Annotated in this window: 18 protein-coding genes; 15 read left to right on the top strand and 3 right to left on the bottom strand. The window is 74.3% G+C overall.

Translation table 11 applies throughout. The features are described from left to right. Positions 1-102 precede the first annotated feature (102 nt). Positions 103-1,167, bottom strand: coding sequence for a galactosyldiacylglycerol synthase (locus AB0C59_RS18425; RefSeq protein WP_363005696.1), 1,065 nt, complete (start codon positions 1,165-1,167; stop codon positions 103-105). 309 nt (positions 1,168-1,476) lie between these two features. On the opposite strand from AB0C59_RS18425, the gene AB0C59_RS18420 reads away from it, so the two are divergent. The 5 genes from AB0C59_RS18420 (at position 1,477) to AB0C59_RS18400 (ending at position 6,982) form a co-directional block, all read left to right on the top strand. Then, the gene (locus tag AB0C59_RS18420) at positions 1,477-2,331 is read left to right on the top strand and encodes an SDR family oxidoreductase (protein WP_363005694.1); all 855 of its coding nucleotides are present in this window, start codon (positions 1,477-1,479) and stop codon (positions 2,329-2,331) included. A 9-nt stretch (positions 2,332-2,340) separates the two neighbouring features. Next, positions 2,341-3,276 carry a DMT family transporter gene (locus tag AB0C59_RS18415; RefSeq protein ID WP_363005692.1) on the top strand — a complete coding sequence of 312 codons (936 nt, stop codon included), beginning with the start codon at positions 2,341-2,343 and terminating at the stop codon, positions 3,274-3,276. 52 nt (positions 3,277-3,328) lie between these two features. Next, positions 3,329-4,075, top strand: coding sequence for a polysaccharide deacetylase family protein (locus AB0C59_RS18410; protein ID WP_363005690.1), 747 nt, complete (start codon positions 3,329-3,331; stop codon positions 4,073-4,075). A gap of 144 nt (positions 4,076-4,219) precedes the next feature. Next, entirely contained in the window at positions 4,220-6,043 is a 1,824-nt protein-coding gene (locus AB0C59_RS18405; protein ID WP_363005688.1) for a glycoside hydrolase family 15 protein, read from the top strand. Beyond that, complete coding sequence (locus AB0C59_RS18400; RefSeq protein ID WP_363005686.1) at positions 6,044-6,982, top strand: cyclase family protein; 939 nt, start codon at positions 6,044-6,046, stop codon at positions 6,980-6,982. A gap of 7 nt (positions 6,983-6,989) precedes the next feature. Here AB0C59_RS18400 and cydB read toward each other — a convergent pair whose 3' ends face one another. After that, on the bottom strand, positions 6,990-8,012 hold the full coding sequence (gene cydB, locus AB0C59_RS18395; RefSeq protein WP_363005684.1) for a cytochrome d ubiquinol oxidase subunit II: 1,023 nt from the start codon (positions 8,010-8,012) through the stop codon (positions 6,990-6,992). A 25-nt stretch (positions 8,013-8,037) separates the two neighbouring features. Next, a complete protein-coding gene (locus tag AB0C59_RS18390; RefSeq protein WP_363005682.1) occupies positions 8,038-9,420 on the bottom strand; it encodes a cytochrome ubiquinol oxidase subunit I in 1,383 nt (460 codons plus the stop codon). 265 nt (positions 9,421-9,685) lie between these two features. Between AB0C59_RS18390 and AB0C59_RS18385 the strand changes: the two genes are divergently transcribed. From AB0C59_RS18385 to AB0C59_RS18340, 10 genes are all read left to right on the top strand, one after another. After that, positions 9,686-11,266, top strand: coding sequence for a GMC family oxidoreductase (locus AB0C59_RS18385; RefSeq protein WP_363005680.1), 1,581 nt, complete (start codon positions 9,686-9,688; stop codon positions 11,264-11,266). Between the two features lie 15 nt (positions 11,267-11,281). Continuing rightward, positions 11,282-12,658, top strand: coding sequence for a glucose-6-phosphate dehydrogenase (zwf, locus tag AB0C59_RS18380; protein ID WP_363005678.1), 1,377 nt, complete (start codon positions 11,282-11,284; stop codon positions 12,656-12,658). Positions 12,659-12,860: 202 nt separating this feature from the next. After that, positions 12,861-14,378, top strand: coding sequence for a streptophobe family protein (locus AB0C59_RS18375; RefSeq protein ID WP_363005676.1), 1,518 nt, complete (start codon positions 12,861-12,863; stop codon positions 14,376-14,378). Positions 14,379-14,439: 61 nt separating this feature from the next. Further along, positions 14,440-15,132: a response regulator transcription factor gene (locus tag AB0C59_RS18370; RefSeq protein WP_363005801.1), complete on the top strand. Its 693-nt coding sequence runs from the start codon at positions 14,440-14,442 to the stop codon at positions 15,130-15,132. Then, complete coding sequence (locus tag AB0C59_RS18365; RefSeq protein ID WP_363005674.1) at positions 15,129-16,769, top strand: HAMP domain-containing sensor histidine kinase; 1,641 nt, start codon at positions 15,129-15,131, stop codon at positions 16,767-16,769. Before AB0C59_RS18370 ends, AB0C59_RS18365 begins: the two co-directional genes overlap by 4 nt. Positions 16,770-16,889: 120 nt before the next feature. Then, complete coding sequence (locus tag AB0C59_RS18360) at positions 16,890-19,262, top strand: FUSC family protein (RefSeq protein ID WP_363005672.1); 2,373 nt, start codon at positions 16,890-16,892, stop codon at positions 19,260-19,262. Between the two features lie 86 nt (positions 19,263-19,348). Next, on the top strand, positions 19,349-20,227 hold the full coding sequence (locus tag AB0C59_RS18355) for a DMT family transporter (RefSeq protein ID WP_363005670.1): 879 nt from the start codon (positions 19,349-19,351) through the stop codon (positions 20,225-20,227). A gap of 163 nt (positions 20,228-20,390) precedes the next feature. Next, entirely contained in the window at positions 20,391-20,615 is a 225-nt protein-coding gene (locus tag AB0C59_RS18350) for a ferredoxin (RefSeq protein WP_363005668.1), read from the top strand. Position 20,616: 1 nt separating this feature from the next. After that, positions 20,617-22,011 (top strand): FAD-dependent oxidoreductase, encoded by a 1,395-nt coding sequence (locus tag AB0C59_RS18345; RefSeq protein ID WP_363005799.1) that lies wholly within the window; start codon positions 20,617-20,619, stop codon positions 22,009-22,011. Positions 22,012-22,074: 63 nt separating this feature from the next. Continuing rightward, positions 22,075-23,310: a cytochrome P450 gene (locus AB0C59_RS18340; protein ID WP_363005666.1), complete on the top strand. Its 1,236-nt coding sequence runs from the start codon at positions 22,075-22,077 to the stop codon at positions 23,308-23,310. Positions 23,311-23,320: the final 10 nt, after the last annotated feature.

Here is a 23,320-nt window from a genome sequence, read left to right as displayed (position 1 = left end):
ACGGCTGCAGGTTCGTCGTGGGATTCGCGTAGTTTCCCGCGGTCCTGGCAGGGGCTGAGGCGCTGTGTCGGCTGTGGGGGCGGCGTCGGGGGGCGGGTCTGGTCAGGTGGGTGGGGGGCAGGTGTGGAGGATGGTTGTCAGGGGGTCCTGGCGGAAGAGGGCGCGGGCTCGCGCCAGCCGGTGGCGGTGGTCGGGGCCCGGGGTCGTGGCGCGGGACAGGCGGTCGAGGAGGCTCGGCGGGTCGTGGGCCAGGTCCGTGAGACCGAGCGCGGACATGCGGCGGACGCCTTCGAGGCCGTGCCCCGGCAGGGGGCGGTACCCCACCACGGGCAGCCCTGTGGCGAGAGCCTGGACGGCGGTCTGACCGGCGGCGTTGTCGACCAGGGCCCCCGCCGCACGCATCAGCGCGGGCATGTCGTCGACCCACCCCAGGGCGAGGGCGCCCGGGATCCCCCGCAGGCCCCGGCGGAGCCGTTCGTTGCGTCCGCACAGCACCACCGGAAGGTACCCGTGCGCCGCCAGCAGCCGCGCGGTCCCGGGCAGGCGGGACCCCGCGCCCCAGGCCCCGGCGGAGAGCAGCACCGGCACCCGGTCGGGAGCCCGCCGCGCGAAGCACTCGGACCAACGGGCCGCCGCCTCACCGGATGGGGCGAAGAACTCCGGGGCCACCACCGGCCCGACCGCCTCCGCCGCCGTCGCGATGTCCTCGCGGACCACCCGCGCGGAGTCCTCCGTGACACAGAGGTACCGGTCGTTCCCCGGGTGGAGCCACTGCCGGTGCACGGCGAAGTCGATCAGCAGGACGACGCTCGGCACCCCCAGCCGACCCCGGGAGCGCAGGTCGCCGGTCAGCTGTGCGGCGAGATGGAACACGGGCACCACCACGTCCGCACGGCCGCCCTCCACCAGGTCCCGAAGGCGCTCACCCGCGAGGCGGGCCAGCGGGACACCGCTGGGGCGGCGTCCGGGCCCCCGGCGCAGCAGGGCCCGGTACACGAGGGCGTACGCCCAGGGAAAGCTTCGTACGGCCGCCCCGTAACCGTGCCGCAGCGCGGTGCCGAGTCCGTGGGGCAGCAGGCCGAGGACGTCCACGGTCCGGGCCTCGTGGCCGAGGGCCCGCGCGCGGCGCGCCAGCTCGGCGGCGACGGCGTCATGACCGGACCCCATGCTCGCGCTGACGATCAGGATGCGCCGGGACTCGCGCCTCCCCCGCCCGGGGGTACCGGTCATCGTCGCCCGGGCCCGGGCGACGGGACCCGCGGCGCGCCGGGAGAGCCGCCCGCGCCGGGCCGATGGCCCTCCGCACGGCGGCCGGTCGCGGCCGTTCGCGTCGCCCGCCGCCGCGACGCAGGGGAAAATGCACACATTGGTCGCATTGTGCACCGTCCTGCCGTCCGCTACCTCCCTCTGAACCCGGGAGCAGTCACCTTCCGCCCGTCACTCCGGTGTCCGCCGTCGCAGCCGAGGTCAGCAGCCATGTCCCATGCTCCCTCCCGTGCCCGATCCGCAACCGCCCCGCCCGCGAACGCCGCGTCCGGGAGCGAGCCGTCCCCGGCCGAGCAGGCCGGCGGCGACCCGGCGGTCCGCCGAGGTGCGGCGCTGGTGACCGGCGCGTCCTCCGGCATCGGCGCCGCCATCGCCCGCCGGCTGGCCGACGAGGGCGGGTGGCGGCTCGTCGTGAACGGACACGACGCGACCAGGCTCGCCCGGGTCGCGGCCCAGACGTCGGCCACCCCCTATCCCACGGACCACGCCCTGCCCGGCTCCCACCGCCGGCTGGCCGACTTCACCCTCGGCCACCTCGGCCGGGTGGACCTCCTGGTGGCCTGTGCCGGGATCGGCTGGGCGGGCGACTTCTGCCGGATGCCCACGGACTCGATCGACGACGTCATCGGCGTCGACGTGCTCGCCACGATGCATCTCGTACGGCATCTGCTCCCCCACATGGTCGAATCGGGCTCGGGACGCGTGGTGATCATCGGTTCGTTCGCCGGCACCGTCGGCGTCCGCGGGGAGGCGGTCTACTCCGCGGCCAAGGCGGCCCTGGGCACCTTCGCCGACGCCCTGCGCTACGAGGTGGGCGGTACGGGCGTGGGCATCAGCCATGTGGTCCCGGGCGTGGTGGACACCCCGTTCTTCGAGCGCCGCGGAGTGCCCTACCGGCGCTCCAGGCCCCGCCCGGTGCCGCCCGAGCGGGTGGCCGAGGTGGTCGTGCGGGCCGTGTCCCGGGGCCGGGACGAGGTCTTCGTACCCGGCTGGCTGCGGCTGCCCGCGGGGGTGCGCGGCGCGGCTCCCGCGCTGTACCGCAGGCTCGCGGCCCGTTTCGGGTGAGTGACCGCGGTGAGCCCGTTGACCGTCCTGCTGGCCCTGCTCGCCGCGCTGTCCAACGCCGCGGCCTCCGTCCTCCAGCGCCGGGCGGCGGCGGACGAGCCCGAGGACGGCGCGGGGATGCGCCAGACGGTGCGGTGGCTCGCGCGGGCACCGCGCAAGGGGGCGTGGCTGGCGGGTGCCGGCCTGCTCGCCCTGTCGGCGGTGCTCCAGGCGCTGGCGCTGGCCGTGGGCGGGCTGTCCGTCGTCCAGCCCCTGATGGCGAGCGAGCTGCTGTTCACCCTGGTCGTCGGCAGCGTCGTCTTCCGTCGCCGCCCGAGCCGTCGCACCTGGCTGGCGTTCCTGGCCCTCGCGTGCGGGCTGGCGCTCTTCCTCACCGCCGCCGAGCCCTCCCCCGGACGGTCCACGGCCACGCCGGGGAGGTGGCCGGTGACGGGGGCGGCGGTGCTGTGCGCGCTCGTCCTGCTCGTCGCCGTGGCCCGTCCGCTGCGCGGTGCGCCGCGCGCCGCGCTCCTCGGGCTCGCGTCCGCGGTCGCCTTCGCCGCCACGGCCGCGCTCCTGAAGGAGGTGACGGGCACCGTCGCCCAGGGCTGGGGCGCCGTGTTCACCCGGTGGCCCCTGTACGCCCTGGCCGGCGTCGGCGCGCTCGCGTTCGTGCTGTTGCAGAGCGCGCTGCGGGCGGGGACCCTGACCGCGTCGCAACCCGCTCTCACCCTCGGTGACGCGCTGACCAGTGTCGCGCTGGGGTGGGTGCTGTTCGACGAGGTGATCGCCCTGGGGGTGCGGGTCCTGCCCGAGGTGATCGGCGCCGTCCTGATCGGGGCCGGAAGCGTCGGCCTCGCGAGGGCGCCGACGGTCAGCGGTGCCTGGGACGCGCCGCCGGGCGGGTGCGGCGGCCCGGGCCCCGGCGCCCCGAGTCCGCGGCCGCACAGGACAGCGGACCCATGAGGCCTCACGAGTCCCTCGTGAGGCAGGTGACGGCAGGGAGGTGGACGCCCGGATGCTCCTTCGCCCCGGTGCTCCCGCCGCACGGCGGGCGGCCCTGACCCTGGCGCCGGTCGCCGCGGTGGCGGCCTGGCACGTCGTGCCCGCCGCCACCTGGCTGCCCGGACTGCGACGCCGCCTGTTCCCCACCCTCGCCGGTGCGGGGCGCCCCGATCACGTCGCGCTCACCTTCGACGACGGCCCGGATCCGCGGTCCACTCCCCGCTTCCTCGACGCGCTGGACGGCCTGGGGGTGCGGGCGACGTTCTTCGTCCTGGGCGACAGCGTGGCACGGCATCCCGGGCTGACCCGCGAGATCGCCGGCCGTGGGCACGAGCTCGGTGTCCACGGCTGGTCGCACGACCGGCCGTGGCTGCCCTCACCCGTACGCGACGCCGCCGATCTGGATCGCGCGGTGCGGGCGCTGCGCGACGCCGCGGGCGTGCGGCCGCGGTGGTACCGGCCGCCGTACGGGATCCTGACGGCGGGCCGCTGGGCCGCCGCCCGGCGGGCGGGGCTGCGGCCGGTGCTGTGGACGGCCTGGGGCCGGGACTGGACCGCCACCGCCACCCCCGCCTCCGTGTACGCCGTCGCCGGGGCCGGGCTCCGGGGCGGCGGGACCCTCCTTCTGCACGACACGGACCGGGCGTCCGCCGCCGGATGCTGGCGCGCCACGCTGGGCGCGCTGCCCGCCGTCGTGGAGCACTGCCGGCGGGCCGGCCTGTCGGTGGGCCCGCTCGCCGACCACGGAACGCGCACCTGACCTCACGCCGCCGACCCGCGCGCCCCCGCCGCGCCTCGGCCGTACGAGGGAGATCCGGGCGACCACACCCGGCGCCTGCCCGCGCGTGCCCGCGCGGCTCCGATAGCTTTCCCGGGAGCCGACCGCAGAGCTCGGAGTGTGCCGATGGACCGCTATCCACCGATCGCCGACCACGGACTGGTGGGCGACCTGCAGACCGTCGCTCTGGTCTCCTCCAAGGGCGTGCTCGACTGGTTCGCCGCTCCCCGCTTCGACTCCCCGAGCGTCTTCGCCTCGCTGCTCGACCACGACCGCGGCGGGTACTTCCGGCTCGCGGCGGAGGGCGACGACGTCACCTACCACCAGCTGTACTACCCGGACACCGCCGTCCTGGTCACCCGCTTCATGTCGGCGGACGGCGTCGGCGAGCTCATGGACTGGATGCCGCCGAACACGTCCCGCCTGCCCACCGACCGCCACACGATGATCCGCGCGGTGCGCGCGGTGCGCGGCACGGTGCGCTTCACCCTCGACTGCCGGCCGCGCTTCGACTACGGACGCGCCCTGCACGAGCTGGACTTCGACGGGGACCGCGCCACCTTCCACAGCCCGGACCTCTCCCTGCACCTCCAGAGCACCTTTCCGCTCGAACGCGCGGGCGAGGACGTCCAGGGCACCATGACGCTCACCCACGGCCAGGTCGCCGGGGTGGTCATGACGGTCTGCGCCCGGAGCGGATCCGCGCCCGCGCAGCCCACCGAGGAGAGCCTCACCGAGGAGCTGTGGTCCACGGTCAACTTCTGGCAGAGCTGGCTGAGCACCACGCACTACAAGGGCCGGTGGCAGAACAGCGTGCGCCGCTCGGCCATCGTGCTCAAACTGCTCACCTACGCGCCCACGGGGGCGCCGATCGCCGCGGCGACCATGGGCCTGCCCGAGCAGGTGGGCGGCGAGCGCAACTGGGACTACCGCTTCACCTGGGTGCGGGACGCCTCCCTCTCCGTGCGGGCCCTGCTCGACCTCGGGTTCGCCGAGGAGGCGAGCGCGTTCACCACGTGGATCACCGACCGGATGCGGGAACGCGCCCATCTGGAGGGCGAACGCCTCCAGGTCATGTACCGGGTCGACGGCGACCCCCAGTTGGACGAGGAGATCCTGGAGCATCTGGAGGGCTACCGCGGCTCGTATCCGGTGCGGGCGGGGAACGCCGCCATGGACCAGCTCCAGCTGGACATCTACGGCGAGGCGCTGTACGCCGTGTGCGAGGCGCGCGAACTCGACCTCGTCCAGGCCGGCTACCACAACTGGCTGGGGACCGCGAGCGTGCTCGACTGGCTCGCGGACAACTGGGACCGGCCGGACGAGGGCATCTGGGAGACCCGCGGCGGCCGCAAGGACTTCACCTACAGCAGGGTGATGACCTGGGTCGCCTTCGACCGCGGCATCAAGATCGCCGAGCACTTCAGCAGACCCGCCGACCTCGGCCTGTGGCGGCACACCCGCGACAACGTGCTGCGACAGATCATGGACCGCGGCTGGAACGCCGCGGAGGGGGCGCTGGTCCAGCACTACGAGGGTGAGGTGCTCGACGCCTCCCTGCTGCTCATCCCCCGCGTCGGCATGCTCGCCCCCAGGGACCCCGCCTGGCTGTCCACCCTGGACGCGATGGACCGCAAACTGGTGTCCGACAGTCTCGTCTACCGCTACGACCCCACCGCCTCCCCCGACGGGCTGCGCGGCAGCGAGGGCACCTTCAGCCTGTGCACCTTCCTGTACGTCGACGCCCTGGCCCGCGCCGGGCGGCTGCGCCAGGCCCGCTACGCCTTCGAGAAGATGCTCACCTACGCCAACCACGTCGGCCTGTTCGCCGAGGAGATCGGCCGCACGGGCGAGCAACTGGGCAACTTCCCGCAGGCCTTCACCCATCTGTCCCTGATCATGGCGGCCTGCACCCTGGACGAGGCCCTCGACGCCCAGCGCAGGCCCTGAATGGCACCCGGCCAGGAGCCCTGGCCCCTGGACGCGGAGGGGTTCCGGGCGCTGTACGACCGGGTCCGCCGGACGCCGGCGGACGGGGCCGCCTCACGCGGGGCACTCGACCTGATCACGCCGGAGCGGCTCGTCCTCGCGGCCCGGGAGGTCCGCTCCGGGCGCCATGTGAGTCTGGCCGCGCCGGTGCACACCGGGGTCGCCCCGGACGACCCCGAGCCGGCCCGGCACCGTATGACCGGGGTGGTGGCGGGCGCCATCGACAGCGGGGCGCTGCAGTTCGCCCGGGACCGCTTCGGCATGGACGTGCACAGCGACGTGAACAGCCATCTGGACGCGCTGTGCCATGTCGTCTACCACGGCACCCTGTTCGGGGACGTCGCGGCGGCCGGTCCCGTACCCCGGGGCGGCGAGGTGCTCACCCTCGACGCGGCCCGGAACGGGATCGTCGGGCGCGGGGTGCTGCTGGACATCCCCCGGCTGCGCGGGGTGAGGTGGCTGGAACCCGGTGACCAGGTGACCGCCGACGAGTTGGCCGCCGCCGAGGCCGCCCAGGGCGTACGGGTCGGCGCGGGCGATCTGCTCTTCGTCCGCGTCGGGCACCGCCGCCGGCGTAGCGAGCTGGGGCCCTGGGAGACCGCGGTGGCGCGGGCCGGGCTGCACCCGGGCGCGGCGGACTTCCTGGCCGAACGGCAGGTCGCCGTGCTGGGCGGCGACGGCAACAACGACGCCGCGCCGAGCACGACCGAGGGAGTCGACTTCCCCGTCCACGTACTCGCGATCCACGCCATGGGGGTGCATCTGCTCGACTATCTCCAGTTCGAGGACCTGGTGCCCGTCTGCGAGGAGCTGGGCCGCTGGTCGTTCCTGTGCGTCATCGCCCCGCTGCGCCTGCGGCATGCGACCGGGTCGCCGATCAACCCGATCGCCGTGCTGTGAACCGGCCTCACTCCGAGGTGGAGGTCGAGGTCGGGGCGGCGAACTGCTCGTCGGACAGGCGCAGCCGGAAGACGTGGTAGGTCCAGCCCTGGTAGGCCAGCACCAGCGGGAAGAAGACCAGCGCGACGACGCTCATCACCGTCAGGGCGTACGACCCCGACGCGCTGCCCCGGACGGTCAGGTCGTAGGCCGGGTCGGTGCTCGACACCATCAGCCTCGGGTAGAGGTCGAGGAAGAGCGACAGGACGGTGGTGGCCATAGCCGCCGTGGTGGCGACGAAGGCCCATCCCTCGCGGTGCCGGACGACCAGCCACAGGGCGGCGAGGACGGCGAGGGCCGCGAGCAGCTGGACGATGTTCGGCAGCACTCCCCTGCCCGCCGTCGCGTGGGTCCAGGGCAGGAAGGCGAGCAGCGCCAGGGCCGTGAACGGGCCGATGCGGCGGGCGAGCAGCGACGCCCGGGCCTCCACGGTGCCGGTGGTCTTGAGCGCGAGGAAGGTGGCGCCGTGCAGCAGGCAGAGCAGGACCAGGGTGACGCCGGTGAACACCGCGTAGGCGGGGAACAGGTCCCCGGGGCCGCCGGTGAACTCCTTGGTCCGGTCGATGGGCAGCCCGTGGAGCAGATCGCCGAGCGCGATCCCGGTGAGCAGCGGGACCAGCAGGCTGCCCACCGTGAGCAGGGTGTCCCAGGTGTGGATCCAGCGCGCGCCCTCGCCCTTGCCCCGGAACTCGAACGAGACCCCCCGCACGACGAGTCCGGCCAGCAGCAGGACGAGCGCCGGGTACAGGCCGGAGAACATCGTGGCGTACCAGTCGGGGAACGCGGCGAACATGGCGGCCGCGGCGACGACCAGCCAGACCTCGTTGCCGTCCCACAGGGGGCCGATGGTGTTGATCGCCGCCCTGCGGCCCGGCTCGTCGCGGGAGACGACGGTGTGCAGCATGCCGACACCCAGATCGAAGCCCTCCAGGACGAAGAACCCCGTCCACAGGAGGGCCGTGACGAGGAACCAGAGCGTCGCGAGTGTCATCGGCTGTCCCGTCGGTCACGTCGAGTCAGTAGGCGAGGGCGGGCAGGGGCTCGTCCCCCGCGGCGGGCGGTGCGGGCTCCTTGCGGGCGTGGCGGGTCATCAGGACGACCTCCACGGCGGCCAGGGCGGCGTAGAGGAGCAGGAAGACGACGACGCCGGCGCCGACCGTGGGGGCGTCGAGCGAGGGGGAGACGCCGTGCGCGGTGAGCTGGAGCCCCTGCACGATCCACGGCTGCCGGCCGTTCTCGGTGAGCAGCCAGCCGGCGGTGTTCATGAGGAACGGCAGCGGCAGGATCCAGAGCGCAGCGCGCGGGAACCACCGGGAGCGGCCGAGCCTTTTGCGCCACACCAGCCACAGCCCCCACAGCCCGATCAGCAGCACGACCACGGCGAGGTAGGCCATGACCCGCATGGACCAGTACTGGACGAAGATGTTCGGCACGTAGTCCCCCGGCCCGTACCGCTGTTCGTACTGGCTCTGGACCGCGCCGAGTCCGAGCACCCGGCCGTTCCAGTGGTTGGTGGCCAGCAGGGACAGCAGATGGGGTACGGCGAGGATCTTCGTCGGTGTGGTGTCGTTCCGGCCGCCGCCGATCTGGAACAGCGAGAACGAGCAGGGCTCGCAGGTGGTCCACTGGGCCTCCGCGCCCGCGATCTTCATGGGCTGGAACCTGCCCTCGGTCACTCCGAGCTCGCTCCCCACCAGCATGGCCACGAGGAGCGACGGGACGAGCACGACCAGGGCGAGCCGGGCGGAGGCGTGGAAGGCGACCCGGTCCGGTGCCCTGCGCAGGTGCCAGGCGGAGACCGCGAGCATCACGACGGCGCCGGTCACCAGGGAGGCCAGGAGCACGTGCAGATAGCCGCGCAGGAAGACCGGGTTGGTGAACAGCCGGACCACGTCGTCGAGCCGGGGGCGACGGGTGGCGGGGTCGAGGGTGTAGCCGACCGGGTGCTGCATCCAGGAGTTCGCCGCCATGATGAAGGCCCCCGAGAGCGCCGCCCCGGCCACCACCAGCCAGATCGTCGCCAGATGCACCCGGGGGCTCAACCGGTCCCAGCCGAACAGCCACAGTCCGAGGAAGGTCGACTCCAGGAAGAACGCGGCCAGGCCCTCCATCGCCAGGGGCGCGCCGAAGACGTCTCCGACCGTGCGGGAGTAGGCCGACCAGTCCATCCCGAACTGGAACTCCTGCACCAGGCCGGTGACCACGCCCATCGCGATGTTGATCACGAGGAGGGTGCCGAAGAAGCGGGTCAGGGCGAGCAGTTCGGCCCTGCCCGTGCGGCGCCAGCCGGTCTGCAGCAGCGCGGTCAGAAAGCCCAGCCCGATCGTCACCGGGACGAAGAGGAAGTGGTAGATCGACGTCATGGCGAACTGCAGCCGGGCCAGGTCGAGTTGGCTCATGCGGCTCCCCTCGCGGCTCAACTCGGCCCAGTCGAGCACGCCAGGGGCCGCCCGACCCTCGCGACGCGGCGCGCTTCACCCCACCGAGCGCCGACCGATCGGCGCACCGGCCGGTGGCCGCTCCCACCGAAGGCCCCGCCGGGGCGACGGGCCGGACCCGGCGCGCCGCCCCGCCCGGGCGGCGACCGTTCGACATGCCGGGTGGCCGGGGGCCGTATAGCTTGCCGAGCAGGACGTGTCCCGACGACTGGAGAACGGAATCCCTGTGGCCGACGATCAGCGCTACGACGTCGTCGTCATCGGCAGCGGTGCGGGCGGCGGCACGCTGGCGCACCGGCTGGCGTCCACCGGCAAGCGCGTACTGATCCTCGAACGCGGCGACTACCTGCCCCGCGAGCGCGAGAACTGGGACTCCACCGCGGTCTTCGTCAAGGGGCGCTACCGTGCCCCCGAGTACTGGTACGACAAGGACGGCAACGCCTTCCCGCCCGAGGTGAACTACTACGTCGGCGGCAACACCAAGTTCTACGGCGCGGCGCTGTTCCGGCTGCGCCCCGAGGACTTCGGCGAGCTGCGCCACCACGGCGGGATCTCACCCGCCTGGCCGATCGACCTCCAGGACCTGGAGCCGTACTACACCCGCGCGGAGCATCTCTACAAGGTCCACGGCCGCCACGGGGAGGACCCGACCGAGGGGCCCGCGAGCGCGCAGTACGCCTTCGGGCCGGTCGAGCACGAGCCGCGCATCCAGCAGCTCGGTGACGATCTGGAGCGGCAGGGCCTGCACCCCTTCCATCTGCCGATCGGCGTGGACCTCACGCAGGACGGGCACGGCCGCGCCACCCACGACAGCGTCTGCATCCGCTGCGACCGCGTGGACGGCTTCCCCTGCCCGCTGGGCGCCAAGTCCGACGCGCAGGTGATCTGCGTGGACCCGGCGCTCGCACACGACAACGTCAGCCTGGTCACCCGCGCGTACGTGCGCCGGCTGGAGACCGACCCCACGGGCCGTACCGTCACCGGTGTGGTGACCGAACTGGCCGACGGCAGCACGGTCACCTTCGCGGCGGACATCGTCGTGGTGGCCTGCGGCGCGGTCAACTCGGCCCTTCTGCTGCTGCGTTCCGCGAGCGACCGGCATCCGGCCGGTCTGGCCAACAGCTCCGGAGTCGTGGGCCGCCACTACATGCGGCACAACAACCTGGCCCTGATGGCGGTGTCGCACGAGCCCAACCCGACGGTGTTCCAGAAGACCCTCGCCCTGCACGACTGGTACCTGGGAGCGGACGACTGGGAGTATCCGCTCGGCGGCATCCAGATGCTCGGCAAGTCCGACGCCGAGCAGATCCACGGCGAGGCGCCGCGCTGGGCCGGTGCCCTCACGCCCGACCTGCCCTTCGAGGTCCTCGCCCACCACGCGGTCGACTTCTGGCTGTGCGGCGAGGACCTGCCGCACCCGGACAACCGGGTGACGCTGGACGCCGACGGGAACGTACGGCTGGCTCTGGACGAGAAGAACAACATCGCCGGGCTGACGCGGCTGCGGCACAAGCTGGAGAGCATGCTCGGGAAGCTCGGGATGCGGGAGCACGGTCTGCTGCCCCACAGCATCTACCTGCACAAGGGCATGCCCATCGGCGCGACGGCGCACCAGGCCGGCACCGTCCGGTTCGGGACCGACCCCGCCTCGTCCGCGCTCGACGTCCAGTGCAAGGCGCACGACCTCGACAACCTCTACGTCGTCGACACCAGCTTCTTCCCGAGCATCGGGGCGGTGAACCCGTCCCTGACGGCCATCGCCAACGCGCTGCGGGTGGGTGACCACCTCGCCGAACGGCTGCGCTGACCAGGAGGGTCCGAGATGACGACACGGCAGATGGACGCGCTGGTGATCTTCGGGGCGACCGGTGACCTGGCCAAACTGGAGACGTTCCCCGCCCTGGTGGGGCTGGTGGCGCGCGGCGTCCTGGACGTCCCGGTGGTGGGCGTGGCCAAGGCAGGCTGGAGCCTTGCGCAGTTCCGCGCCTACGCCGAGGCCTCGCTCACCCTGAACAGGATGGACCCGCGCTCGCCCGCGGCGGTGAAGCTGCTCGGGCTGCTGCGCTATGTCGACGGCGACCTGGACGACGACGCGACCTACACGGCGATGTCCGAGGCCATGGGCGCCGGCAGGCGTGCCCTGTACTACCTGGAGGTGCCGCCCGCGCTGTTCGGCCGGATCGCGCGGGGGATCGCCGGGGCGGGACGCGCCAAGGACGCCCGCATCATGGTGGAGAAGCCCTTCGGCCACGACCTGGCCAGCGCGCGCACGCTCAACACCACGCTCCAGGAGCACTTCCCCGAGGAGTCGATCTACCGCGTCGACCACTGGCTCGGGCTCGACCCCGTGGAGAACCTGCTGTTCGCGCGCTTCGCCAACTCGATGGTCGAACCGCTGCTGGACCGCACGCACGTGGAGAGCATCCAGATCACCATGGCCGAGGCGTTCGACGTGTCGGACCGCGGCCGGTTCTACGATCACACCGGCGCCGTCCGGGATGTCGTCCAGAACCACATGCTCCAGGTGCTGGCCACCGTGATGGCCGACCCGCCGTCCGGGCAGGGGCTCGCGTCCTGGCAGGACTCCAAGGCGCAGCTCGTGTCGGCGCTGCGGCCGCTCACGGCGGAGACGATCGTGCGCGGGCAGTACGACGGCTATCGGAACGTGGACGGCGTGGACCCGAAGTCGACGGTCGAGACCTACGCCGCGATCCGGCTCGCCGTCGACTCCTGGCGCTGGGCCGACGTCCCGGTCCTCATCCGGGCCGGCAAGTGCCTGCCGGTGACCGCCACCGAGGTGTGCGTCCGCTTCCGCCGCCCCCCGCACGACGTGTTCGGGCTGCGTCCGGCGCCCGCCACCAACATGCTGCGGTTCCGGGTCTGGCCCGAGACCGGGCTCACGCTGACCCTCGCGGGCAAGAAGCCCGGCGCGGGCTGGCTGGCCCAGCCGGAGGAGTTGGCCTTCAGCGAGCGGCCCGGCTCGGACATGCGCCCCTACGACCGGCTCATCGGAGCCGCCCTGGACGGCGACCGCTGGCTGTTCGCCCGGCAGGACACGGTGGAGGCGGCCTGGCGCGTGGTCGACCCGGTCCTCGGCGACCGCGTGCCCGCGCACCCCTACGCCCGAGGCACCTGGGGCCCCAAGGAGGCCGAGTCCCTGCTGCCCGCCGGGGACGGCTGGCACGACCCGGCCGGCTGAGCACCGGCACCGACGGCCCACGACGACTTCTGGGAGTTCTCCGGGAGTTCCCCCGGCGCCTCCGCCCCGACCCCGCCGTGACCTGCGGCGGGGTCGTCCGGGTTCTCAGAGAACTCCCAGAACCTCTGCGGATCGTGTCATGCGCGCGGGACAGGCTGTGCTCCCCGTCGAACGAAGTCGAGCGGAGCGGAGTCCTCCTGACATGTCTGTCCCCACCTCCAGATCCAGGTCCGGGTCCGGGTCCGCGCGTACGGCCGGCCCGCCGCCGAGGGCGGTCGGGCCCCTGCGCAACGCCGCGGAAGGGGCGGGTGCCGCGCTGTGCGCGGTCGCCGCGATGGCGGCGCTCTCCGGTCTCGGGCTGTACCTGCTGGGCGCCGGATCGTACGGCTCCCTGTGGTCGCTGGCGTCGGCCGTGACGTCCCTCGCCGTCGGCGCCTCTGCGCGGACCGGTTCGGGCGCGCCGTCCGCGCGGGACGGCTCCTCCCCGCTCGCCGGGCTGCTCGGCGGGGGCGGCGGACCGGAGCCTTCGGTCAGCGGCTCCGTGGACCTGGTGCCGCTCGGGGTGACGCTGGCCGGCTCCCTCGTGCTGTGGTGGCTGTTCTCCCGCGGGTTGGGCCGGCGCCGGGTCACCGCGGGCGATCTGGCCGCCCGGGGCCTGGCCGCGGGGGTGAGCGCGCTGATCGCCGTGGCGTGCGTGGCGCACGGCGCGCACGGCACCGTGCGCGTCCCGGGCTCCGTGCTCGGCGGGCAGGGCGGCGGCGCGGGCGGGGCGGCACGTCAGCTGGTGGCGGACTTCGAGGTGAGCGCCGGTGCCGCCGTCGTCGGTGCGCTGCTGTGGGTGGCCGTCGTGCTGGCCCTGGGATGTGTGATCAGCCGCCGGGTGCCGTGGCCCACCGGTCCGGCGGGCCGACGGCCGGGGAACGCGTGGGCGTCGAGCCTGTCGTCGCTGGTGCGTGTGCTGCTGGGGACGGTGGCCGTCGCGACGGCCGCGATGGTGGTCGCGGGCGTGACCGCGGCGGGCCGGCCCGGCGTCGCGGCGGGGGCCGCGCTGCTGCTCGCGCCGAACGCCGTGGCGGTGTGCCTGACGTCGGGGCTCGGTGTCCCCTGGACCGCGTCCCGGCACCGGGTCTCGGGCGACGGCGGCGGGGCGCTCGCGGAACTGCTCGGCCGGCTGCGAGGACGGCCCACCGCCACCGGTGCCGCCGACCGCACCGAGCACCTCCGGGACCTGTCCGTGGGCGGGGTGCCGCTGTGGCCGGCGGCTCTCGTGGTGGTCGTCCTCGCCCTGCTGGTCTGCGGCTGCCTCGCGGCACGGGCCGCGGATCCGGCCCGGGTACGACCGCTGCCCCCCTTCGGCGGCCGGTACGGCCGGCAGCTGGCCGGGGCGGGGCGGCTGGGTGTCGTCACCGCCGTCGTCCTGGGCGCCGCCGCGCTGCTGGCCCAGGCGTCCGGGCAGCTGACGGTGAGTGTGTTCGACACCGTGGTGGGCGGCACGCGGGTGCGACTCGGCGGCGCGGTGGGGCTCTGCCCGCCGGCCGGGCTGCTCGTCGGCGCCCTGGCGGGCGGGGTCGGGAGCCTCCTTTACGGCGCGGTCACGGCCCGCTTCCCTATGCTCGGCGCGGGGACCCGGACGACGGCCGGCGCCGGCGCTCCCGCGGCTTCGGGCACGGGGCGGCGAGCGACGTCCGGCTCTGTGGAGGAACCCGTTGGCAAGCGCTGAGCGAACCCGTCGTCCCGGCAGCGGGCCCCGCCCCGATCCGGCGGCGACGGCGGGCGCGCACCTGCTCGTCGTCGACGACGAACCGACCGTGCGGGAACTGCTGTGCGCGGCCCTGCGGCACGCGGGATTCACCGTCGCCGCGGCGGGCACCGGCCGGGAGGCGCTGAGCGGAGCCCGCGCCGCCCGCCCCGACCTGGTGCTGCTGGACGTGATGCTCCCCGACATGGACGGCTTCGAGGTGATCCGGCGCCTGCGCGAGCGGTGCGGGCCCGGGGCGGCGGACCGGGCGGGGCACCTGCCCGTGGTGTTCCTCACCGCCCGTGACGCCACCCACGACAAGATCGAGGGGCTGGTGCTGGGCGGCGACGACTACGTCACCAAGCCGTTCGACCTCCGGGAGCTGATCGCCCGGATCCACGCGGTGCTGCGCCGCACCAGCGGCGACCCCTCGGCGCTGCTGTGCGCCGGGGACCTGGAACTGGACCCCGAGGGCAACCAGGTGACCCGGGCGGGCGAGCCCCTTCGCCTGTCCCCCACCGAGTTCCGGCTGCTGCACCACCTGATGGCGAACGCGGGCCGCACCGTTTCCAAGGCGCAGATCCTGGAGCGGGTGTGGAACTACGACTTCAGCGGTGACACCGGCATCGTCGACACCTACATCAGCTATCTGCGCCGGAAGATCGACAACGGCGGGCCCAAGCTGATCCACACCGTGCACGGGATCGGGTACGTCCTGCGCGCACCCCGGGCATGACGGGGTCCGGGCGGCTCGTGGGGCCCTGGGCGCGGGCCTCGCTGCGCACCCGGCTGCTGCTGCTCGCCCTGACCCTGCTGACCTGCGGGTTCACGGCGTTCAGCCTGGTCACCGGGAACGCCCTGCGAGCCGACATGACGAACCGGGTGGACGCCCAGCTGCGCACCTCGGCCCGGGTCTTCGCCGTGCTGCCGCCGCTCTCGGCGCGTGAGCGGAGCGCCCCGGCCCTGCCCGCGGGCCTGTCCGACCTCAGCACGAACGTCCTCGGCCATCCGGTCCTCACCTACGTCGCCGCCGACGGGAGGGTGCAGCGCAGCGTCGACTCCCTCGCCGGACAGGGGCACGGCGCGGGGGCCGACGGGCCGGCGCTGCCCAGGCTGGACGAGGCGGCCGTGCGCGCCCGGGGCGGCCGCGCGTTCACGGTCGACGGCACCCGCTCGGACACCCGCTGGCGGGTGATCGCCGTGCCGAGGACCGGCGGACCGGTGCTGACCGGCGTCCTCGGGGCGGCGGCGGGCGACGGCGGCAGCGTGGTCGTGGCCACCTCGCTGGCGGACGTGGACGGCACCGTCGACCGGATGTGGCACATCCACGCGACCACCGGACTGTGCCTGCTGGGCGCGCTGGCGCTGGCGGGCTGGTTCGCCGTGCGCTCGGGCCTCGGCCCGCTGACCCGTATCGAGCAGACCGCCGCCGAGATCGCCCGGGGCGACCTGTCCCGGCGGGTGCCCCGGCTGTCCGGGCCGGGGACCGAGATCGGCAGCCTGGCCGCCTCGCTCAACGCGATGCTCGGCCGGCTGGAGGCCGCGTTCGCCGCCCGCGAGCGGTCCGAGGCGCGTATGAGCCGGTTCGTGGCGGACGCCGGCCATGAGCTGCGCACCCCGCTCGCGGGCATCAAGGGCCTCACCGATCTGCACCACATGGGCGCCCTGCCCGAGGGCGACGTCGACCGCACCATGTCCCGTATCGCCCGCGAGTCGGAGCGGCTCACCCGCCTGGTGGAGGACATGCTGCTGCTCGCCCGGCTCGACGAGCACGCGCTCGCGCTCGCGCGGACCGGGGAGGACCCAGGTGGGCCTCGGCCCGACACGGCCTTCCCGCTGGACCTGGAACGGACCCCCACCGATCTGCGGACCCTCGCGGCCGACGCCCTCCACGACCTGCGCGCACTGGCCCCGGAACGCCCCGTCACCCTCACGGGCCCGGGCGGCGAGGGGCCGCCCGGGTCGGCCCCCGTGCTCGCCGACGAGACCCGGCTGCGCCAGGTCGTCACCAACCTCGTCGGCAACGCGGTCACCCACACTCCCCCCGGCACGCCCGTCCGGGTGGGTGTGGGCACCCTCGGCGAGGAGTCCGTCCTGGAGATCGCCGACGAGGGTCCCGGCATCGACCCCGGGATGCGGGAGCGCGTCTTCGAGCGCTTCTCCCGCGCCGACGGCTCCCGCAGCCGCGGCACGGGCGGCGCCGGGCTCGGTCTCGCCATCGTGCGGTCCCTCGTCGCCGCGCACGCGGGCCGCGTCGAGGTCCTGTCGGCACCCGGCGAGGGCGCCACGTTCCGGGTCCTGCTGCCCTCCTCGGCCGAGGCCGCCGAGGCCGCCGAGGACCCCGCGCCGGCGCCGGGGCACGGGCACCCCTGACCGGCGCCCGCCGGGCACGTTCACCCGGTTCGCCGACGCCGGGGGCCCTCGGCGGTGGCGACGGCGGATACTCGGCAGGGTGAGGTGACTTCGGACGCACCGCCGACGGAAGGTGGGCGTATGCGGACACTCGGCCGCATCCGGCCCGCGCGGGCCCTTGAGTGGCTGCGTGCGCACGATCCCGAGTTCGCGGCGACCCGCAGGGCCGTGCGGACGGCGCTGGTGCTGCCGACCCTGTTCGCGCTGTGCGGCCAGGTGATCGGTTCGGCGACGATGGCGACCTACGCGGCGTTCGGGTCGTTCTCGATGCTGCTGCTCGTGGAGTTCACCGGCCCGATGACACAACGGCTGCGCGCCCATCTGGGCCTCGCGGCGGTCTGGGCGCTGCTGATCTGCCTGGGCACGGTCGTGGCCGGAAAGGTGTGGCTCGCGGTCTCGTCCATGGTCGTGGTCGGCTTCGTGATCCTCTTCTGCGGAGTGGTCAGCTCCGTTCTGGCCGGGGCCACCAACGCCCTGCTGCTGGCGTTCGTCCTGCCCGTCTCCTCGCCCGCCCCCCTGTCCGAGATTCCCGCGCGCCTCGCGGGGGCGGGACTGGCGGCCGCCGCCTCCCTTCTGGCGATCTCCCTGCTGTGGCCCCGGCCCACGGTGGACACGCTGTGCGCGCCCGCCTCGCGGGTCTGCCGCGCGGTCGCGGCCCAACTGCGCGCCGACGCCTCCCGGCTGGCCGGCGGCGACGAGGCGGCCGGCGCTCCGGCCTGCCGGGCCGCCGCCGCGGAGGCGGCCGCCGCGTCCGCCGAACTGCGCCGCGCCTTCGACGCCACCCTCTACCGGCCCACCGGGCTCTCGGCGGGGTCGCGCGCCGTGGTCCGTCTGGTCGACGAACTGACCTGGCTGTGCACGATCGTCGCCGACAGCGTGGCCCCGGACGCGAACCCCCCGCCGTGCGACCGGGCGGCCCATGTGGTCCGCCGGGCCGCCGCGCTGGCCCTGGAGGAGTCGGCCCGGATGCTGCACGAGCCGAGCCGGTCGCCCGACGCGCTGCGGGCCGCGTTCACCGAACTGCGGGCCGCGATGGCGGACATGGAGCGCAGCGCGGGCACCCGGCTGCCCGCCCACCGGGTGCACCGGCCCTCGGCCTCGTCGGTCCGCGCCTTCCTCGGCACCCTGGACCTGTCCTTCCGCGCCCAGGAGCTGGGCTTCGCGACGCTTCAGATCACCCGGAACGTGGACCGGGCGGCGGCCGCCGAGCGGCGCTCCTGGCCCGACCGGCTGCTCGGCCGCGAACCCGGTGTCCTCGGCGGTCCGCTGGCCTCCGCACGCGAGCGGGCCGCCGCGCACCTGGAGACCCACTCGGTGTGGCTGCACAACAGCCTCAGGGGCGCGCTCGGTCTGGGTGCCGCCGTCGCCGTCGCCGACCTGACCGGGGTTCCCCACTCGTTCTGGGTGCTCCTCGGCACCATGTCCGTGCTGCGGTCCAACGCGCTCAGCACCGGGCAGAAGGCGCTGCGCGCGGTGGGCGGCACGGTCGCGGGGTCGCTCATCGGGGGCGGGCTGATGAACCTGTTCGGGCATCACGGGGCGGCGCTGTGGGTTCTGCTGCCGCTCGCCGTGCTGGCCGCGGGCATCGCCCCCAGCGTCATCTCGTTCGCCGCGGGCCAGGCCGCGTTCACCGTGACCCTGGTCATCCTGTTCAACGTCGGCCACGACCCGAACTGGCACATCGCGCTGGTGCGGATCCAGGACATCGCGATGGGCTGCGCGGTGAGCGTCGTGGTGGGGCTGCTGTTCTGGCCGCGCGGCGCGGCGGTCGCCGTGGACCAGGCCCTCGCGGAGGCCTACCGGGACAGCGCCCGCTACCTGGCCGCGGCGGTGGCGTACGCGGTGGGGCTCGGCGGCACCGGGGCCGTGTCCGGTGCGGGGCCGGACTCCCCGCCCGCCACCGCGTCCATGGACGCTCCCCGGGAGCAGAGCCGCCGGGCCGCCGCATCCGCCCGCAGGCTCGACGACACCTTCCGCACCTATCTGGCCGAACACGGCCACAAGCGGCTGCCCCTGGCCGACCTGACCACGCTGGTCACCGGGGTCGTGGGGCTGCGTCTGGCCGCGGACGCCGTCCTCGGGATCTGGCGGGGCGGCGGGCTCGACCGCCGGCGAGCGGACCGTGCCGACGCCCGGCTCGCCCTGCTGGGCGCCGCGGACCGGGTGTCCGACTGGTACCGCGACCTGGCCTCGGCCCTCGCCCTGCGCGCCCCCGCGCCCTCCCCGCTGCCGCGCAATCCCCCCGCCGAGGCCGGCCTGGCCGCGTCGCTGAGCCGGGACCTCGGCGAGGGCCGGGGACAGGCCACCGCCACCGCCGTCCGTCTCATCTGGACCAGTGACCACCTCGACGTCGCCCGCCGTCTCCAGCCCGGCCTGGCGGCGGCGGCAGAAGGCGGGGGTGTCCCGGCGAACGGCGGGGCCCGGGCCGCGGCCGGCGCGTCCTCGGCCGCCTGACGAGGGCGAGGCCCGCCCGGCCGCCCGACCCGGTCGCGGGGCGTCGTCCGGCGGCACCCGGAGGTGCTCCGGGGCATGCTGGGAGCGTGATCGTCCTCGCCGCGCTGTTCGCCGTCATGGGGGCCGCCAGCAACGCGGTGGGCACCGCCTTCCAGCGCAAGGCCGCGTCCACCGTCTCGCGGGGCGGCGGACTGAGGCTGCTGCTCGCCCTCGCCCACCGGCCGGCCTGGGTGATCGGGATCGCCGGGGTCGTGGGGGCCGCGCTGTTCCAGGCGCTGGCCCTGGTGAACGGGCCCATGGCGCTGGTGCAGCCCCTCTTCGTGCTCGAACTGCCCATCGCCCTGTTCATCGTCGCCTCCCTCATGCACCGCAGACTGCCCCCGGCGGTCTGGCAGGCCACGACGGCGGTGGTCGCGGGACTGGCGCTGGTCCTGGGATCGGCCGCCCCCTCGGGCGTACGGGACCAGGCGTCGATGACGCGCTGGGTCCCGGCGCTGGTGCTGTGCCTGGGCGCCATGGCCGCGGCCGTGGCGCTGGCCCGCCCCGAACGCCCGCCGCTGTTCCGGGCCGCGGTGCTCGCGACGGCGTCGGCCATCGGCAACGCGCTGACCGCCGCGCTGCTGAAGTCCGCGACGGGCACGTTCGCCGACGGCGGCCTCGGGGCGTTCCTGACGGCCTGGCAGACGTACGGCTTCGCGCTGACCGGTGTGGCCGCGGTCCTGCTGCTGGAGAACGCCCTCCAGGCGGGCTGGCTGACCGCGTCCCAGCCGGCGCTCACCATCGGGGACGCGACGGTGAGCCTGGTGCTCGGCGTGACCCTGTTCGGAGAGCGGATCCGGACCGGCTGGTGGCTGCTGCCCGAGGCGATCGGGGTCGCGTTCATCGTGTGGGGCGTGGTGCGGCTGAGCCGGGTGGTGCCCGGGGCCGTCCAGGCGGCGGCTCAGCCCCGGACCTCGGAGGGATGACCGGGACCGCGTGCGCGGGGGCTCACTCCGTCGGCCCAGTGGAGGTGCGGGGCCCCCGGGCGCCTTCCAAGCTGGAGAGCGAACGGCTCGGATCCGGGCCGCGCGCCTCGCCCGCGACCCAGGCGGCGCCATGGCCCCCGTAGCGCGAAGGAGCGTCACGCTCATGAGAGTTGTCATCGATCTCAACCGCTGCCAGGGATACGCCCAGTGCGCCTTCCTCGCCCCGGACGTGTTCCTCATGCACGGCGACGAGGCGGTGATGTACGACCCTCAGCCCGAGGACTCCCGGTGGCGCGACGTGCGGCGGGCGGCGAGCGCGTGTCCCGTCCAGGCGATCACCGTCGAGTACGAGGACGGGGCGCGAGCCGTGCGGAAGGACGGTGACTGACGTGTCGGACGACGGCTATCTCCAGAGGTTCCGGCGACAGGGCGACATCGTCGTCGTGGGTGCCTCCCTGACCGGCCTCAGGGCCGCCGAGGCCCTGCGCGACGAGGGCTTCACCGGCACGATCACGATGGTCGGCGACGAGCCCCACGAGCCCTACGACCGGCCGCCGCTGTCCAAGCAGGTGCTGCTGGGCCTCGTCCCCCCCGACCACACCGCGCTGCCCCGCACCCGGGACATCGACGCCAAGTGGCGGCTCGGCGTCGCCGCGACCGGCCTCGACCTGGCCGGGAAGCGGGTACGGCTGTCGGACGGCGACACGCTCGACTACGACCGGCTGCTGATCACGACCGGGGTACGGGCCCGCCCCTGGCCGAACCCGATGGAGGCCCAGCTGGACGGGGTCTTCGTGCTGCGCACCCGCGACGACGCCGCCCGGCTGCACCACCGGCTGAAGGCCGGGCCGCGCCGGGTGCTGGTGATCGGGGCCGGGTTCACGGGCTCCGAGATCGCCTCGGCCTGCCGGGAGCGCGGGCTCGCCGTGACCGTCGCCGAGCGGGGCCCGTCACCGCTGGTGGGCGCGCTCGGTGGCGTGGTCGGCGCGGTGGCCACGGAACTGCACCGGGCGCACGGTGTCGACCTGCGGTGCGGCGTGCAGGTCACCGGGCTGGAGGGAGACCCGGCGGGCCGGGTGCGCAAGGCCCACTTCTCGGACGGTGAGTCCGTCGAGGCGGAGGTGGTCGTCGTCTGCCTGGGCGCGACCCGCAACACCGAGTGGCTCGCGGACTCCGGGCTCGGCGCGGGGCCGCGCGGCATCGCCTGCGACGCCGGCTGCCGCGCCTTCGACGTACGGGGCATCGTCACCGACGACGTGTTCGTGGCCGGAGACGTCGCCCGCTCCCCGCACCCCCTGTTCGGCTACCAGTTCCTCTCCCTGGAGCACTGGGGCAACGCCGTCGCCCAGGCGCAGATCGCCGCCCACAACATGGTCAGCGCCAGCGCCGAACGGCGGCCGCACCTGTGGATGCCGTCCTTCTGGTCCGCGCAGTTCGGGGTGAACATCAAGTCGGTCGGCGTCCCGCCGATGGCCGACCAGATCGTGGTGACCCAGGGCTCGCTCGCCGACCACCGCTTCACCGCGGCCTACGGGCACCAGGGCCGTGTCATCGCCGCGGTCACCTTCGACCAGGCGAAGTGGCTCGACTTCTACGAGCGGCAGATCGAGCGTGCGGCCTCGTTCCCGCCCGAACCCCCGAACGTCGACCGGCGCCCCGAGGGGCTCCAGCCGGTGCCCGCCGGGTTCCCCGACCCCTCCGTCCCCTCCCACGGGCCCTCCGTGACCCTCAGCGGCCACTCGCCGACCGACCGGCGCATCACGTTCACGCCCACCCGTGCCTGACCCGGACGCACCCCCAAGGAGCGGGGCCCGCCGCCCGGCCGAAGCACTCGGAAGGAACCAGCCATGACGTCGGTCGCCATGCTGCACAAGATCACCGACAGCGCCAGCCTGCCCGACCCCTACCCCCTGTACGCCGAGCTGCGCAGGACGCCGGTGGTCCGGGACGAGGCGGGTCCGTACCTGGTCAGCACGTACTGGGAGATCCACGGGCTGCTGCACGACCCGCGGATCAGTTCCGACGCCCGCAATCTGACCCCGGAGGCGGCCCGGGCCACCGGTCAGGAACAGGACCCGAACCTGCCCCCGAACTTCCTGCGGCTCGACCCGCCCGAGCACGACAGGCTGCGCGGCCTGGCCATGCACCCCTTCGGGCCTCCCCAGACGCCCCGCCGCGTGTACGACATGCACGGCGAGCTGTCCTCGATCGTCTCGGGGCTCATCGACGCGTGCCTGGGCAAGGACCAGATCGACCTCGTCGACGACATCGCCTACCCCTTTCCCGTCACGGTGATCTGCCGGCTGCTGGGTGTGCCGCGCGAGGACGAGAAGCGCTTCCACGAATGGGCCGACGTCATCGCGGCCGGGCTCGACCCGGTCGTCACGGACGAGGAACGGGTGGCGAAGGTGGAAGGGGTCCGCGCGGCCCGGGGCCAGCTGGCCACCTATCTCGCCGGTCTCATCGAGGAGCGCAGGCGCTCACCGCGCGACGACATGCTGTCCGCGATGGCCGCGGGCCACGGCGGGGACGACCGCATGTCGCCCGTGGAGATCATCACCACCTCGGCGCTGCTGCTGATCGCCGGCCACGAGACCACGGTCAACCTCATCACCAACGGGATGCTCACGCTGCTGCGCAACCCCGACGTGCTGCAGCGGCTGCGCTCGGACCCCGACCTCGCCGTGCCGCTCGTCGAGGAGCTGCTGCGCTTCGAGCCTCCGGTGCAGATGCTGCCGCAGCGCACCACGCTGGCGGACATCGAGGTCGCGGGGACGCTCATCCCCAAGGGTTCCGCCGTGTACCTCATGCTGGCCTCCGGCAGCCGGGACCCCAAGCGCTTCAAGGACCCGGACCGCTTCATCCCGGACCGCCCCGACAACGAGCACCTCGGCTTCGGGCACGGACTGCACTCCTGCTTCGGGGCCCCGCTCGCCCGGCTGGAGGCGCAGCTCGCGCTGACCGAGCTGGCCCGCCGGCTCGGCAACCCCCGGCTGCTCCAGGATCCGCCCCCGTACCGGCGCAACGCGATCCTGCGGGGCCCCCGGCATCTGCCGATCAGCGTGAGCGGCATCGACAACTGACGCGAGGAGT

The sequence above is a fragment of the Streptomyces sp. NPDC048664 genome (assembly GCF_040650555.1).
Classification (GTDB): Bacteria; Actinomycetota; Actinomycetes; order Streptomycetales; family Streptomycetaceae; genus Streptomyces.
This window is presented reverse-complemented; position numbering and strand designations above follow the sequence as displayed.